This window comes from Pseudomonas sp. A25(2017) (genome assembly GCF_002001065.1).
Taxonomy (GTDB): Bacteria; Pseudomonadota; Gammaproteobacteria; order Pseudomonadales; family Pseudomonadaceae; genus Aquipseudomonas; species Aquipseudomonas kilonensis.
The window spans coordinates 68,111-83,866 of the sequence record NZ_MUOA01000090.1 but is presented as its reverse complement, the minus strand read 5'-3'; the positions used below and the strand labels follow the sequence as shown (position 1 = coordinate 83,866).

The window sequence follows — 15,756 nt, the reverse complement described above, 5'->3', positions numbered from 1 at the left end:
ACCGCCTCGGTAATAAAAGCCCGGGGAGTCTCGTCGGGCCAGGCCACGGTGCCGCGTTTGCGGCTAACCGCGGCCTGGGCCCTGGCGCCTGCGGCAGCGGTGCTGTTCGCGTTCTGGCTGTTGCCGCTGGCGCACCTGATCGTGCTGGGCGGGCAACGTCGCGACGGCGGCGAAAACGGTTATTGGCAGGTACTGGGCAGTGCGCAATACCTGGGCAGCCTGGCACAGACTTGCCTGCTGGCTCTGGCAACGACCCTCGCGGCGCTGTTGGTAGGTGGCATCAGTGGGGTTTTCCTCAGTCGCCAGCGCTTCTTCGGTCGTTCGCTGTTGGTCGCCTTGTTGACCTTCCCGCTGGCATTCCCCGGTGTGGTTGTCGGTTTCCTGGTGATTCTGCTGGCTGGTCGCCAAGGCTTGTTCGCCAGTCTCGGTCTTGAGCTGGCAGGTGAGCGCTGGATCTTCGCCTACTCGCTGATGGGCCTTTGTATCGGTTACCTGTACTTCTCGATTCCGCGGGTGATCCTCACGGTGATGGCCGCTTGCGAAAGCCTGGATCGCAGCCTGGAAGAAGCCGCGCATTCATTGGGCGCCGGCCACTGGCGAGTGCTCTGCGATGTCATCGTCCCAGGCCTGGCGCCGGCGCTGGTCTCGTGCGGAGCGATCTGCTTTGCCACCTCCATGGGCGCGTTCGGCACGGCCTTCACCTTGGGCACCCGCCTGAACGTGACCCCGGTGGCGATCTACAACGTGTTCACCAACTACGCCAATTTCGCCGTGGCCGCTGCGCTGTCGGTGGTGCTGGGGGCGCTGACCTGGGCGGTGCTGCTATTGGCCAGGCGCCTGGCGAAAAACTCGAGGACAGTCTTGTGAAGCGCTCAACGCTGTTTATCGGCCAGTTGCTGTTCACCCTGCTGGTCTGCGCGTTCATGTTGGTGCCGGTGCTGATGTCGTTGCTGGCCGGGCTGACACGCAATTATTTCCAGGGTGTGTCCAGCGGCCTGACGTTCGATTGGCTGGTGCAAGTCTGGCAGGCCTATTCGCCGACGGTCTGGCTCTCCCTGCAACTGGCCGTGGCCTGCGCACTGTGCGTCTGCGTGGTGGGTGTTCCAGCGGCTTACGCGCTGGTACGGATGAACAACCGCTTCAGCCGTGCGTTCGAGGAGTTGATGGTGCTACCGGTGGCGATGCCAGGCCTGGCCAGCGCCCTGGCGTTGCTGCTCACCTATGGCCAATTCGGCGGATTTCGCAGCAGCTGGCTGTTCATTCTCGTCGGCCATGTGCTGTTCACCCTGCCGTTCCTGGTGCGCCCGGTGATGGCAGTGATGCAACGCCAGCACTTGCCCGTCCTGGAAGAAGCCGCGGCCAGTCTTGGCGCCGGGCCGCTGCGACGATTTTTCAGCGTGGTGGTACCCAATTGCCGGGCAGGGATTCTCGCCGGGGTACTCATGGTTGTCACGCTGTCGCTGGGCGAGTTCAACCTGACCTGGATGCTCCACACACCGATGACCAAGACGCTGCCGGTGGGCCTGGCCGACAGTTATGCCTCGGCCAGGCTGGAAGTCGCCAGCGCCTACACCCTCATATTCCTGCTGATGATCGTGCCGCTGCTGATTGCGTTGCAGGCCATCAGCGCGCGCCTTTCCCGTGGAGAAAAACGATGACCGGAACCACCCTTCGCCTGGCGGGTTGCCGCAAGGCGTTCTCGGACGGCACCGTTGCCGTGCATGACCTGGACCTGACCATAGAGGCCGGCGAAACCCTGGCGATCCTCGGCCCGTCCGGTTGCGGTAAAACCACCACCCTGCGGCTGATCGCCGGGCTCGAGCGCCCGGATGTGGGGCAGGTATTTTTTGGCGACACCGACGTTACCCGCCTGCCCATCGAACGGCGCGACGTGGGCATGGTGTTCCAGAACTATGCGTTGTTTCCCAACCTGGATGTGGCCGGCAACATCGTCTATGGCTTGAAGATTCGCGGCATGGCGCCTGCCGAACGGAACAAGCGCTGCGCAGAGCTGCTGGAACTGGTGGGCCTTCAGGATCATGGCAAGCGCAGCATCCACGAGTTGTCCGGCGGTCAACGCCAGCGGGTCGCCCTCGCCCGCGCCCTGGCACCCAAGCCTCGGGTATTGCTGCTTGACGAACCGTTGGCGGCGCTGGATGCGCAGTTGCGCGAGCGCCTTCGCAGCGAACTGGATCAGTTGCTACGCCATCTGGGTATTACCGCCGTGTTCGTCACCCACGACCAGGGCGAAGCCATGGCGCTGGGCGATCGGATTCTGGTCATGGAGCGAGGCCGCGTCGCGCAGTTGGCCAGCCCACGGGAAATCTATCAGCAACCGGCCAACGCTTTCGTCGCCAGTTTTGTCGGCAACCTCAACGCTTTTCCAGTGCTCAAGCACACGCCCCTGGGCTTGAAAGTCCATGGCGGAGAGTTGCCATGGCTGGGTGCCGGGCTGCCCACCACCGTCTATTGCCGCCCCGAGCATCTGCGGGTGATGGACAGCGAGGGGCATCTGCGCGGGCGCCTGGTGGGCCAGTTTTTCCAGGGCGCCCAAAGCCGCCTGTTGGTGGACGTCGGCGCCGCCCAACCATTGCTGGTGGACAGCACCGACGGCGTCATACATACCCCCGGCGCGCTGGTTGCCTTGGCCGTCGAGCCGCAGGTGCTGTTCACCCTGTCATCGTGATCTTCGTGTTTTCAGAGGGCTTATTTTGAATCATCCGTTTCTCATTGCGCAGATCAGCGACCTGCATCTCAAGGCCGGGGAAAAACTGACCTATGGCGTCGTCGACACCCTCGCCGCGTTGCGTCATGCCGTTGATCATTTGAATGCCCGGGTGCCGCGTCCCGACATCGTGGTGATCAGTGGCGACCTGGTGGACTTCGGTCGCCCTGATGAATACGCCGTGCTGCACCCCGAACTGGCGCGCCTGCACATGCCTTGCTACCTGGTGCCGGGTAACCATGACAACCGCGAGCATTTGCGGGCGGCATTTGCCGATCATGACTATTTGCCAAGCGTGGCCTGCGCCCCGTTGGACTGGGTGGTTGACAAGCATCCGCTGCGCCTGATCGGCCTGGACAGCACCATTCCCGGCGGCCATGGCGGTCGGTTGCTGGACAGCCAGTTGAGCTGGCTCGATGAACAGTTGGCCTGCCGTCCCGACGTGCCAACGCTGCTGGTCCTGCACCATCCGCCGTTTATCAGCGGCATCGGCCACATGGACCGCGAACCGTTCATCAACGCCTCGGCGCTGGAGCAGGTCATCGCCCGTCATCCGCAGGTGGAGCGCTTGCTGTGCGGGCATTTGCATCGGCCGATGCAGCGACGCTTCGGTGGCAGCCTGAGCTGCGTGTGTCCCGGCACCTCCCATCAAATTGTCCTGGATCTACAGCCAACCGCTCCCGCGCATTTCAACCTGGAACCACCCGGCTACCTGCTGCACCACTGGCATGGACAGGGGTTGGTGACCCATAACGGTGTGTTTGGCGAATATCCCGGGCCGTACCCCTTTTATGACGCTCATGGATTGATCGACTGATAACCCAGGGACTTTCATTGACGGCACTCTTTGGAGATTTATCCCCTACCCCACTCTAAGCATTGAAGATTTTCTAACGAGTCATTTAACGCATCGGCCCATCAGGTGATCGGCCGAGAGCTTCCTGCTGCCTTTTCAACATGCCCGGAACAGTGATTCCGCGGTGGAGTTCGTCCTGATGAAAGCCCTATTTCAAGTGCTGAGTGTTTTAACTGGCGGTGTGAGTCTGGTCCTGAGTCCATTGGCGTCTGCTGATTTTATCAGCGACAGCAAAGCCAACTTGAACTTGCGCAACTTCTACTTCAACAACGATAACCGTGACGGCGCCGCCGCACCTTCGAAGACCGAAGAATGGGGCCAGGCCTTCATGCTCAATTATCAATCCGGGTTCACCGACGGTACCGTGGGGTTCGGCCTGGATGCCATGGGTCTGCTGGGCCTGAAACTCGACAGCGGCGCGGGTCGTCATGTCGGCGGCTCGATGTTCCCAAACGATGGTGACAAGGCGGCGGACCAATGGTCGCGTCTCGGTGCAACAGCGAAGATGCGTGTTTCCAAGACCGAGCTGCGTTACGGCACCTTGCAACCAAAATTGCCGATCCTGGTTTCCAACGATGGCCGCCTGCTGCCGCAAACCTTCGAGGGTGGCCAAGTCACCAGCAATGAAATCGACAACCTGACCTTCACTGCCGGACAACTGGAACACGCCACCGGCCGTGCTTCCAGCGACAGCGCCGGCCTGGCCGTGGCGGGCGGCAGCCAGGAGAGCAACAAATTCACCTTTGCCGGTGGCGATTACAAACTGACCAAGGACCTGACCGCCCAGTATTACTACGCCAATCTGGAAGATTATTACCAGCAGCACTTCGCCGGCTTGCTGCATGTATTACCGTTGGGTGAATACGGCTCGTTGAAAACCGACCTGCGTTATTTCAAGACCACGTCCGATGGCAAGAACAGCAGCGCAGCCGGTCGCGCCAGTGGTTACAAACTTGGCGGCTATACCAAGGACGGCAGCGGTGAAATCGACAACGATACCTGGAGTGCGGCGTTCATTTATTCGTTGGGCGGCCATGCCATTACCGCCGGTTATCAAAGCGTGTCCGAAGACAGCAACTTTACACAACTGAACCAGGGCGGCCTGGTGGGCAAAGGTGAAGGCGGCGCGAGTCTTTATCTCTACACCGACCGCACCATCCAGACGTTCATCCAGGCCGGTGAGCGCACGGCATTCGCCCAATATGCCTATGACTTCGCAGCACTTGGCGTTCCGGGCCTGAAGGCATCGGTGATGTACCTCAAGGGCGACAACATCCAGACCGCCAGCGGCCAGGATGCCAGTGAATGGGAACGTGATATTTCCCTGGACTATGTGATCCAGAGCGGCGCGTTGAAGAACGTCGGTTTCGGCTGGCGCAACGGTATGTCCCGCAGCGATATTGCTCGTGACCAGGATCAGAATCGCCTGATCGTGAGCTATAGCATTCCGTTGATGTAACCGTGCAGAAGGAAGGAGCCGCCAGCACTCCCAATGCGGCTCCTTTCCTCCCTCCCTGTTGCGCTAACCCAACTGCGTGCACCTTCACAGGGCATGTCGATTCGCATGATCAGGCAAGAATCAGCCTGGATCGTGCAATCCACCCCAACCATTCCTTCCTATAGTTAACCAGAGCCAAACCATCTGGAGCTGGTCCCCCTATGAGCGCCCTGAACATAAACGGCCGTGAATACACGGTCGACGTAGACCCAAGCACCCCGATTCTCTGGACCCTGCGCGACACGCTAGGCATGACCGGCACCAAGTTCGGCTGTGGCGCGGCGCTGTGTGGTGCCTGCACCGTGCACCTGGATGGCCAGGCCATTCGTTCCTGCGTGACGCCCATCGCCGCCGCCGAAGGCAAGAAGATCACCACCATCGAAGCGGCCACCAACGGCAGCGACCCGGTCGGCAGCGCCGTGCACGAAGCGTGGGTCAAGCATGACGTGGCGCAATGTGGCTACTGCCAGAGCGGCCAGATCATGAGCGCGACCGCTTTTCTTAAGGCCCAGCCCAAGGGCAAGCAGCCCACGGCCGCCGAGATCGACTCGGCCATGGCCGGCAATATCTGCCGCTGTGGCACCTACGCCCGTATCCGCGCCGCGGTGGCTGATGCCGCCAAAGCCCTTGCCTGATCGGAGCTGACCATGTTGAACGAGATTTTTCCGAACGAGCAGCCTCGCGCCTTGCAACACATGCTTGAACGCGACGTGGCTGACGGCCCCGCTGCGCTGCCCCGCCGCAGCTTTCTCAAGATCGTCGGCATCGGCGGGCTGGCCTTGGGGGCGTTTCCACACCTGACCCTGGCCCAGGAGGCCAATGGCGCCGCCGCAGCGCCGCTCAAGCCGACCCAGCAACCCTCCGCATTCGTACAGATCGCGCCCAGTGGCGAGGTCACGGTGACCATCAACCGGTTGGAGTTCGGCCAGGGCGTGCAGACTGGCTTGCCGATGATTCTCGCCGAGGAGCTCGATGCCGACTGGAGCCTGGTACGCAGTCGCAACGGTAACAGTGACGCCGCCTACATGGACCCGGCCTTCGGCATCCACCTGACCGGCGGTTCCAACTCGATCAAGAACAGCTATACCCAGTACCGCGAACTCGGCGCCCGTGCCCGCGCCATGTTGCTGAGTGCCGCCGCCGCGCGCTGGAACGTCGACGTGGCGAGCCTGAGCACCCAGGCCGGCATGGTACTCGGCCCGGCAGGCCGTAAAGCGAGCTACGGCGAACTGGCCGAAGCCGCGATGGCGATGCCGGTGCCCGAGCAGATCACGCTCAAGGATCCCAAGGACTTCCGCATCATCGGCCAGGCCACCACCCGTATCGATGCCAAGGCCAAGAGCAGCGGCCAGCAGGATTTTGGCATCGACATGCATCTGCCGGGACAGCTCACGGCTGTCGTCGCCCGCCCACCGGTGTTCGGCGCCAGGATCGCCTCCCTGGATGACAGCGCGGCGCGGGCCACGAAAGGTGTAAAGGCCGTGGTGCGTGTGCCGCTGGACGGCGGTGCCGAAGGTGTTGCGGTGGTTGCCGACAGTTACTGGCAGGCGAAGCTGGCACGCGATGCACTGAAGGTGGAATGGAACACGTCCGCCGTGGAAAAAGTGGACAGCGAAAAACAACTGGCTCAATACCGGGAGCTGGCGGGCAAGCCAGGCCCGTTGCACTTTGATGCCGACATGACGCCGCTTGCCACCGCGCCGCATCAACTGGACGCCGAGTTCGTGTTCCCCTACCTCGCCCATGCCCCCATGGAACCGCTCAATTGCACCGTGCAGCTTGCTGGCAATGGCGCTCAATTGTGGGTCGGCACGCAATTCCCCGGCGGCGATGCGGCTGCGGCCGCCAAGGTGCTGGACCTCAAGCCAGAGCAGATCCAGGTGAACGTGCAGACCGCCGGCGGTGGTTTTGGCCGACGTGGCGTGCCCACCAACGATTTCGTTGTACTGGCTTGCGAAGTGGCCAAGGCCGCGCGCACCGCTGGGGTCAACGCCCCTATTCGCACCCTTTGGAGCCGGGAAGACGACATCAAGGGTGGCTACTATCGCCCCATGCACCTGCACCGCGCGCGCATCGGCTTTGATGACAGTGGCAAGGTCCTCGCCTGGGACCACGCCCTGGTCGGGCAATCGATCATCACCGGCACCGTGTTTGGTGGGCGGGTGAAAAATGGCATCGACCCGACCGCCACGGAAGGCCTGCGCAATCCGTATCCGCTGCCCATGCGGCTGACGGTTCATCACCCCAAGCTCAACGTTCCCGTGCTGTGGTGGCGCAGCGTGGGCTCCACCCATACGGCGTTTGTGATGGAAACGCTGATCGACGAGATTGCCCGCACGACCAAGCAGGATCCAGTGGCCTACCGGATGAAGCTGTTTGGTGACCAGAGCCCGCGCCATCGCGAGGCGCTGCAATTGGCCGTGGACAAGAGCGAGTATGGCAAGCGCCAATTACCGGCGGGCCATGCCTGGGGCGTGGCGGTCCACGAGTCGTTCAGCTCGGTGGTGGCCTACGTCGTCGAAGCCTCGGTACAGGACGGCCGTCCGGTGCTGCACAACGTGACAGCCGGTGTGCACTGCAACCTGGCCGTCAACCCACGCAGTGTCGAGGCCCAGGTCCAAGGCGCGGCGCTGATGGGCTTGTCGATGTGCCTGCCAGGTGGCGCGATCACCCTGAAAGATGGTGTGGTGCAGCAGAGCAATTTTGCGGACTTCAGCGTGCCGCGCATTACCGACATGCCGGAATTCGCCGTCCACATCGTGCCAAGCGCCGAGCCGCCCACCGGAATGGGAGAACCCGGTCTCCCGGCGTTGGCCCCCGCTTTCGCCAACGCCGTGGCGAGCCTGACGGGTAAACCGTTGCGTGAGTTGCCGTTCAAGTTGGCGTGACCGGGGTGTGAGGCTGTCTGGTCGCAATGCCAGGCACGCCTCACAATCACAAGCGAATGCGCTTGATATCCCGTTGCGGCGGCGCCCCAAAGAGACGGCTGTATTCACGGCTGAACTGCGAGGCACTTTCATAGCCAACCAAGCCCCCGGCACTGCTTGCGTCGACGTTCTGGCTCAACATCAACTGCCGAGCGGCTTGTAGCCGCAGCTGCTTCTGGTATTGCAACGGACTCATACCGGTCACGGTGCGAAAATGCAGGCGAAACGTGGAAGGACTCATGTGCGCTTGTGCCGCCAGATCGTCCATGCGCAACGCTTGGCGAAAATTCAGTTTCAGCCAGGCGACGGTCTTGGCAATGTGCTGGCTGGGTGACCCGGCAGCGATCACATGCAGCAACTGCGGCGCGTGGGCACCGCTCAACAGGCGAGCGATGATCTCTTCCTTGATCAGCGGAGCCACTGTCTCAAGCAGCGGCGGCTCCTCCAGCAGGTCTATCAAGCGTCGCAGGGCGTCCAGCACCCCGGCATCCAGCGCTTGTACGGTAATCGGTCGAAACGCGTCGTCCCTCATGCGCTGTGACAACTGCATGCGCTCGGCCACCTGCATCACCATCGTGCTGTCGAATCTCAGCATCATGCCCAGGAATGGCTTGGCGACACTGGCTTGGGAAACATGGGAAATGACCGGCAGATCCACGCAGGTCACCATGGACTGGCCGGGCGCGTAGGTCAGTATCTCGTCCCCGAGCATGGCTTGCTTGCGGCCTTGCAAGGTCACGCCGATACCCAGGCCATAGATGCAGTGCGTCGGCGCGCTGATCGCGTTACGCCGATGCAGGCTCAAGCCGGCAATGGCGGTGATCTGGTCGCCTTCGCTGGGCACAAGCTGGCTGACCGAGCCGGCCAGGCGACTGATGTCGCTGGCGCCCCGGTCGCTTTTGAAATCGGTGTGCACATCTCACTCCTTGAAAACATCGGACCCACGACTGGCGGTGATGGCGAACGCTGTTCGGCATCACCCTAAGTCGTTGATCAATATGGACGCAGTATGCTGGGTCGGCGGTTCGAGTCGCTTGCCTGATTGAGGCAATTTCTACTCGATTTAACGATCCGTAGCTCGCATCAGTCACCTCGGGCCAGAAATGACAATGTGTTTCAGGAGTTGGGTGGGCACAAAGTGATGGTTTGGCTGGGTGCCTAAAGATTCTGGAAGATGTAGCCGGTTGACCGTTGATCATCCAGCGCGACACCCACTTGCAGCAGTCGTTGGGCCAGGGCCGCCGTTTCGACCCGCACTTTCCAATCCAGGCCTGTCGGTGCCACAGGGGCGCGGTCGTAGCGCATGATCGCCTCAGCCAACTGCACTCGATCAGGCAAGTACACCGCCAGCGCGTTGCCCTTCCAAGCCGCGACGTTCATGCCCATCGCTTCACACAGCGCAATCTTGGCCTGGGCATCGTCCCTGTCCGCCTGTCGGGAACGTTCGATCTGATCGGCCAGGACCGGATCGACGACACGGTCGGTAAACAAAACCTCGCCCGTCTCCCAGACTTCGGGAGGACAGATCTTGTCGGCTGGACGCAAGGCAATGAGCGGATTGATTTCCATTGGGTAGATTCGACAGACCAACGGCCGTTCTTCATAAATACCGCAACGGCCATCGTCGCCGAGATTGCGGCACTGCGTCAGCGCATTGCCCGCCAGTACTGCAACGACTCGAATCTGGGCATCGCCACTGGTGACTTCCACGGCCCGTTGGGCGCTATGGGAAAATTGTCCAGGCTCCGAAGGCCAGGTCGACTCATCGAACGCCTCCACTACGACCGCCACCTCATGTCCGCGTTGCAGCCACTGCCTTGCCTCGTCCAGCGTCAGTGGAATCAGCCGACCCTTGCAGCAAATCCCGCAGCCGTTGCAGGCAAAGCGGATCGCGTTGTTTTCCATATCAAGCACTCGCACACATGTTTTCGATGACCTACAAAAGCCCCTGCCACTCGGATACAGCTGTGGCAGGGCCTCAGGGCCGCGAGAGTATGTGGAGCGAAATGCCAATCCGCTTGCCGAATCCGCCGGTATGTTTGCCTGATCCAAGGTGATTTCAGGTATCAGCCCTTGGGAGGAAAATCCGTTGTTTCAGGCAACTCTTCACGCCAGAGGCTGGGAACGCGGCATCATTGAAGATGATCGGCGTCGATCACCGCCTGGGCGAACGCCTGCGGTGCCTCTTGCGGCAAGTTGTGGCCGACGCCACCATCGATCAGGCGATGTTCGTAGATACACAGAGATACATGCGTATACGCAAGGCTCGGTTTGCCGGACAAACCGAGAGGTGCAGGGAATCACCTGGGTCAGGATGCCAATGTTGTCGGCATTTCTCCTTGGCCTTTGCTTTATGATGTTCGCCATCTCATGACTGACTGATGGAGCCCCCATGACTTTCGATTTCGACACGGTATTGGAGCGCCACGGCACCGGCAGTACCAAATGGAGCCGCTACCCGGCCGATGTGTTGCCGATGTGGGTCGCCGATATGGACTTCCCCGCCCCGCCCGTGATCATCGACGCGCTGCACAAGCGCCTGGAGCATCCGATGCTGGGCTACAGCGTGGCCCAGGACGATCTGCGTGCCGCCGTCGTGGCCGACCTGTGGAACAAGTATGCGTGGCGCGTCGAGCCCCAGCAGATTGTGTTCCTGCCGGGTGTCGAGCCGGGTTTCAACATGGCGCTGCATGCCCTGGTAGAACCCCAGCAGAATGTCGTGGTGCAGGTGCCCAACTACCCGCCGCTGCGCAACGCCCCGAGTCACTGGCGGTTGAACAAAGTGGAATTGCCATTCGACCGGGTCAACGGTGAATTCCACACGCCATTGGCGGCATTGCGCGACGCGTTACAGGGCGGTGGCGCGCTGTTGCTGAGCAATCCTCACAACCCGTTGGGCAAGGTGTTTGACCGTCAGGAACTCAAGGCCGTGGCAGATATCTGTCTGGAGCAGGACGCCTGGATCATCTCCGACGAAATCCATGCCGAGCTGTGCTTCGACGGCCGCGTGCACATTCCAACCGCCTCCCTCAGCCCGGAGATTGCGGAGCGCACCATCACCCTGATGTCCGCCAGCAAGGCCTTCAATATCGCCGGGTTGAAAACCTCGTTCGCGATTATCCAGAACGCCAAGCTGCGCGAACGGGTCAACAGCGCCCGGGCCGGCATGGTCGACAGCGTCAATGCCCTGGGCCTTGAAGCGACCCGTGCGGCCTATAGCGAAGCCGGCCCGTGGCTAGAGGCCTTGAAGGCGTATCTGCAAGCCAACCGTGATTACCTGGTCGAAGCGGTGAACACGCGCCTGCCGGGCGTCACCATGACCGTGCCCCAGGGCACTTACCTGGCTTGGCTGGATTGCTCCGGGTTGGGACTGGATGACCCGCAGGCCTTCTTCCTGAAACAAGCCAAGGTCGGGCTGAGTGCCGGCCTGGATTTTGGCGACGACGCCGGTCAGTTCGTGCGCTTGAACTTCGGCTGCCCGCGGGCGCTGCTGGAGGAAGGCATCGCGCGGATGGAGCGCAGCCTGAAAGCCAGGGGCTGATCCAACAGGCGACAACAATCCCCTGTGGCGAGGGGATTTATCCCCGTTGGGCTGCGAAGCGGCCCTAAAAACAGATCACTCGTTGTGTCAGGTTGACTTCGTGCGCTGTTTATTGGGGCTGCTTCGCAGCCCAGCGGGGATAAATCCCCTCGCCACAACAGTTACTCATGCATATCCGGCGCATGGACAAAGCACAGTTTGTTCCCCTCAGGATCACGGCAATACGCCCCGAAATAGCCTTCGCAATACTGTGGCCTCGGGCCGGGTGGGCCTTCGTCGATACCGCCCATGGCCATCGCCTGCTCCCAGGCGGCGCGGACGGTTTGCGGCGAGTCGGCGGCGAAGCTCACTTGCATGCCATTGCCCCACGTAGCGGGCAGGCCATTGAAAGGCAACTGGACGAAAACCTGTGGCCAATGCTTGCCGGGCCGCTGCCAACCCTCCCCCGGCGGGCCCGAATCGTGTTCACCCTCGATGCGCTCCAGTCCCAGGCAGCCGAGGACTGCGTCATAAAAAGCGACCATTTTCGGCAGGTCACGCGCACCGATCTGTATGTGGCTGAACATTGTCCCGCTCCTTATCGAAACCCCGTACTGACATAGGAGAATACAGGTTCATCCAATGTTCGCCGGTGTCCTTTGTTCACCGACGAAACGCCCATTGTCACGCTCATCGACTGACAAGAAAATCCGACCGAACTCTGTTCGAAACCCCAGAGTCCACCCTCCATCGCAACCAAGCCTGGAGAACGACAATGGTCGACTACCCTTTCCCGCCTTTCCCGAAACAAAGCCAACCGGTGCCCGGCAGCCAACGGAAAATGGACCCCTACCCGGACTGCGGCGAACAGAGCTACACCGGCTCCGGACGACTGGCGAACAAGATCGCCCTGATCACCGGCGCCGACAGCGGCATCGGTCGCGCCGTCGCCATTGCCTTTGCCCGTGAAGGCGCGGACGTGGCGATTGCCTATCTGGACGAGCATGAAGACGCCAAGGAAACCGCGCGCTGGGTCGAGCAGGCCGGGCGCCAATGCCTGTTGCTACCCGGTGACCTGGCAAGCAAAGACCAGTGCCGCAAAATCGTCGATGACACCGTCGCCCGCTTCGGGCATATCGACGTCCTGGTCAACAATGCCGCGTTCCAGATGACCCATGAAAGTCTTGAGCAAATATCCGACGAAGAATGGGTGCGTACGTTCGATATCAACATCACGGCGATGTTCAGGATCTGCCAGGCTGCCGTGCCACACATGAAGCCGGGGGGCTCGATCATCAACACCAGTTCGGTCAACTCCGACATGCCCAAACCGACGTTGCTGGCGTATGCCACCACCAAGGGTGCCATCGCCAACTTCACCGGCGGCCTGGCGCAACTGCTCGGCCCCAAGGGCATCCGTGTGAACAGCGTGGCACCAGGACCGATCTGGACGCCGCTGATCGTGGCGACCATGCCAGAAGAGGAAGTACAGAACTTCGGTTCCCAGACCCCGCTTGGCCGACCCGGCCAACCGGTTGAAGTGGCGCCGATCTATGTGCTGCTGGCCTCGGACGAAGCCAGCTACATCTCCGGGACTCGCTACGGGATTACCGGAGGCAAGCCGATACTTTAAGCAAAGCGCAGTGTTTTACCTGTGGCGAGGGAGCTTGCTCCCGCTGGGCTGCGAAGTTGAATGTGCTGGCCTCATCGCGAGCAGGCTCGCTCCCGCAGAAGAAACGCGTTCACCCGCGCCAAGGTCGTCTATATGGCCGCCTTCTTCAGCCCCTCACCCACCCCTCCCGCCGACTCGGTTCAGGCTTTTTTAAGAAAACCTTCTGCGGCAGCAGCAACCAGGCCAAGGCCGGCAGCAGAATCAAGGCGCCAAGCATGTTCACCAGGAACATAAAGGCTAACAAGATTCCCATGTCAGCCTGAAACTTGATCGGTGAAAACGCCCAGGTCGACACCGCCACTGCCAATGTCATGCCCGTCAACAACACCACTTTGCCGGTGAACAGAAGTACCTGGTAATACGCCTGGGCCAAAGTGTCGCCGGCACGCATTCGCGCCAGGATCACGCTCAACACATAGAGCGCGTAATCAACGCCAATGCCCACGCCCAGTGCGATAACCGGCAATGTCGCGACTTTCACCCCCATGCCCAGCCCCACCATCAACGCCTCGCACAGGATCGAGGTGAGCATCAGCGGCAGCATCGCGCACAGGGTGGCGCGCCAGCTGCGGAAGGTCACCAGACACAGCAGACTGACGGCGCCATAGACCCAGAACAGCATCTCGCGCATGGATTTTTTCACCACGATATTGGTCGCCGCTTCGATCCCCGCGCTGCCGGCCGCGAGCATGAACTTGACCTCCGGCATCTGGTGCCCAGCGATAAAGTTTTCGCTGGCCTCCACCACCCGGCTCAGGGTGTCGGCCTTGTGATCGGCCAGGTAGACGTACAGCGACAGCATCGAGCAGCCCTGATTGAACAGTTCTCGCGAGGCACGGGTTTGCACGGCACCCAGTGCGCCGTCGTTGGGGATCAGTTCATACCATTTGAAGTTGCCTTCGTTATACCCGGCCGTGGCGATCTTGCTCAGCGCCGCCATCGAGGTGGTCGATTCCACGCCGGGCAATTGCTCCAGTTGCCAGGCCAGCGCGTCTACCGCGGAGAGGCTGGCGTAACGGGTGCATTGATCCTCCGGGGTCTTGATCATGACCACGAAAATATCCGAGCTGGCCGCATAGTTCTGGGTCATGAACAACGCATCGCGGTTGTAGCGCGAGTCGGCACGCAACTCCGGAGCACCGGGGTCCAGGTCGCCGATTTTCAGGTGCAGGCTCACGGCAAAACCAAACGCGGCCAACAGCAAGCCCGCCAACATGGCGCCAATCGCCCAGCGCCGTTGGGTGAACAAATCGAGCACACGCCACAGGGGATGCTTGATCTGCGCCTGTTGCTCGGTGGTTTCCGCACTCAGGCTGCGTTGCGCCGCCGCCGGGCTGACGCCGATGTAACTGAGCAGGATCGGCAGCAGAATCAGGTTGGTGAAAATCAGCACCGCCACCCCGAGGCTGGCGGTGACCGCCAGGTCCTGGATCACCCGAATGTTGATCAGCAGCAACACGGCAAAGCCCACCGCGTCACAGAGCAAAGCGGTGATACCGGCGGCGAACAGTCGGCGGAAGGTATAGCGCGCGGCGACCACCCGGTGGGTACCGCGACCAATGTCCTGCATGATGCCATTCATCTTCTGCGCGCCATGGCTCATGCCAATGGCGAACACCAGGAACGGCACCAACGCCGAGTAGGGATCCAGCTCATAACCGAGCAGCGCTAGCAGCCCCAGTTGCCAAAGCACCGCCGCCAGTGAGCAGGTCACCACCACCAGGGTACTGCGTGCGCAACGGGTGTAGCCAAACAGCACCAAGACCGTCACCAGCACCGCCACCACGAAGAACAGCAGTACCTGGGTCATGCCCTCGATCAGGTCGCCGACGATCTTGGTAAAGCCGGTGATATGAATCCGCAGGTCATCGGTCTGGTACTTGTCTCGCAACGCCTCCAGTTGCCGGGAAAAATCGCCATAGTCCAGCGCCTTGCCCGTCTGCGGATTGATTTCCAGCAACGGCACGAAGATCACGCTGGACTTGAAGTTGCCGGCGACCAATTGTCCGACTTCCCCGGAGCGGGCCACGTTGGTCCGCACCTGCTCGAGGCTGGTCGTCGAGCCGTCGTAGTCGTCGGGGATCACCGTGCCGCCGTCGAGCCCCTCCTCGGTCACGGCGGTCCAGCGCGTGGTCGGGGTCCATAACGATTTCATGTAGGGGCGGTCGACACCGGGCAGCAGATAGAGCTCGTCGTTGAGCTTGGCCAGGGTGTCGAGGTAGTCCTTGGTGAAAATACTCCCCTGCTTGACCTCCACGGCGATGCGCAGCGAGTTGCCCAGGCCGCTCAACTCTTTGCGATTCTCCAGGAAATTGGCGACGTAGGGATGTCCGGTGGGAATGGTCTTCTCGTAACTGGCGTTGATGCCGATGCGCGTGGCTTGCCAGCCGAGCACCAATGTCACTAGCAGGCACAGCAGGATCACCAGCGGTCGATGGTTGAAGATCGCCCGCTCAGCGAAGTTGCCTGACGCCCGGTCGAAGTCTTCCTGGCGGCCGATCACGGTTTGGGTTCTGTCGTCTTTCAAGTTTGACTCCTGTTGCACGAGCCGTGGCTCG

Annotated in this window: 13 protein-coding genes and 1 pseudogene; 9 read left to right on the top strand and 5 right to left on the bottom strand. The window is 61.4% G+C overall.

Annotated features, from left to right (window positions below; translation table 11 throughout):
* Positions 1–12 precede the first annotated feature (12 nt).
* From B0E42_RS23990 to B0E42_RS23960, 7 genes are all read left to right on the top strand, one after another.
* Complete coding sequence (locus B0E42_RS23990; protein ID WP_139353213.1) at positions 13–867, top strand: iron ABC transporter permease; 855 nt, start codon at positions 13–15, stop codon at positions 865–867.
* Positions 864–1,658, top strand: coding sequence for an ABC transporter permease (locus B0E42_RS23985; protein ID WP_053179792.1), 795 nt, complete (start codon positions 864–866; stop codon positions 1,656–1,658). Before B0E42_RS23990 ends, B0E42_RS23985 begins: the two co-directional genes overlap by 4 nt.
* Positions 1,655–2,686, top strand: coding sequence for an ABC transporter ATP-binding protein (locus B0E42_RS23980; RefSeq protein WP_053179790.1), 1,032 nt, complete (start codon positions 1,655–1,657; stop codon positions 2,684–2,686). Before B0E42_RS23985 ends, B0E42_RS23980 begins: the two co-directional genes overlap by 4 nt.
* 25 nt (positions 2,687–2,711) lie before the next feature.
* A complete protein-coding gene (locus tag B0E42_RS23975; protein ID WP_053179788.1) occupies positions 2,712–3,542 on the top strand; it encodes a phosphodiesterase in 831 nt (276 codons plus the stop codon).
* 178 nt (positions 3,543–3,720) lie between these two features.
* A complete protein-coding gene (locus B0E42_RS23970; RefSeq protein ID WP_053179786.1) occupies positions 3,721–5,040 on the top strand; it encodes an OprD family porin in 1,320 nt (439 codons plus the stop codon).
* Positions 5,041–5,240: 200 nt separating this feature from the next.
* Positions 5,241–5,714 carry a (2Fe-2S)-binding protein gene (locus B0E42_RS23965; protein ID WP_003201837.1) on the top strand — a complete coding sequence of 158 codons (474 nt, stop codon included), beginning with the start codon at positions 5,241–5,243 and terminating at the stop codon, positions 5,712–5,714.
* Positions 5,715–5,726: 12 nt separating this feature from the next.
* Positions 5,727–7,967: a xanthine dehydrogenase family protein molybdopterin-binding subunit gene (locus B0E42_RS23960; RefSeq protein ID WP_077507870.1), complete on the top strand. Its 2,241-nt coding sequence runs from the start codon at positions 5,727–5,729 to the stop codon at positions 7,965–7,967.
* A 46-nt stretch (positions 7,968–8,013) separates the two neighbouring features.
* Here B0E42_RS23960 and B0E42_RS23955 read toward each other — a convergent pair whose 3' ends face one another.
* The 3 genes and pseudogenes from B0E42_RS23955 to B0E42_RS31575 form a co-directional block, all read right to left on the bottom strand.
* Positions 8,014–8,922, bottom strand: coding sequence for an AraC family transcriptional regulator (locus B0E42_RS23955; protein ID WP_018604019.1), 909 nt, complete (start codon positions 8,920–8,922; stop codon positions 8,014–8,016).
* Positions 8,923–9,164: 242 nt separating this feature from the next.
* On the bottom strand, positions 9,165–9,911 hold the full coding sequence (locus B0E42_RS23950; protein WP_077507867.1) for a YkgJ family cysteine cluster protein: 747 nt from the start codon (positions 9,909–9,911) through the stop codon (positions 9,165–9,167).
* Between the two features lie 227 nt (positions 9,912–10,138).
* Positions 10,139–10,240, bottom strand: a pseudogene (locus tag B0E42_RS31575) (alpha/beta hydrolase); the annotation flags it as partial.
* A gap of 158 nt (positions 10,241–10,398) precedes the next feature.
* Here B0E42_RS31575 and B0E42_RS23945 point away from each other — a divergent pair.
* Positions 10,399–11,547 carry a MalY/PatB family protein gene (locus B0E42_RS23945; RefSeq protein WP_077507864.1) on the top strand — a complete coding sequence of 383 codons (1,149 nt, stop codon included), beginning with the start codon at positions 10,399–10,401 and terminating at the stop codon, positions 11,545–11,547.
* 161 nt (positions 11,548–11,708) lie between these two features.
* Here B0E42_RS23945 and B0E42_RS23940 read toward each other — a convergent pair whose 3' ends face one another.
* Positions 11,709–12,113 carry a VOC family protein gene (locus B0E42_RS23940; RefSeq protein ID WP_018604023.1) on the bottom strand — a complete coding sequence of 135 codons (405 nt, stop codon included), beginning with the start codon at positions 12,111–12,113 and terminating at the stop codon, positions 11,709–11,711.
* A 188-nt stretch (positions 12,114–12,301) separates the two neighbouring features.
* On the opposite strand from B0E42_RS23940, the gene B0E42_RS23935 reads away from it, so the two are divergent.
* A complete protein-coding gene (locus tag B0E42_RS23935) occupies positions 12,302–13,159 on the top strand; it encodes an SDR family oxidoreductase (protein ID WP_077507862.1) in 858 nt (285 codons plus the stop codon).
* 145 nt (positions 13,160–13,304) lie between these two features.
* Here the strand turns inward: B0E42_RS23935 and B0E42_RS23930 are convergent, their stop codons facing one another.
* Positions 13,305–15,725: an RND family transporter gene (locus B0E42_RS23930; RefSeq protein WP_077507859.1), complete on the bottom strand. Its 2,421-nt coding sequence runs from the start codon at positions 15,723–15,725 to the stop codon at positions 13,305–13,307.
* Between the last annotated feature and the right edge of the window lie 31 nt (positions 15,726–15,756).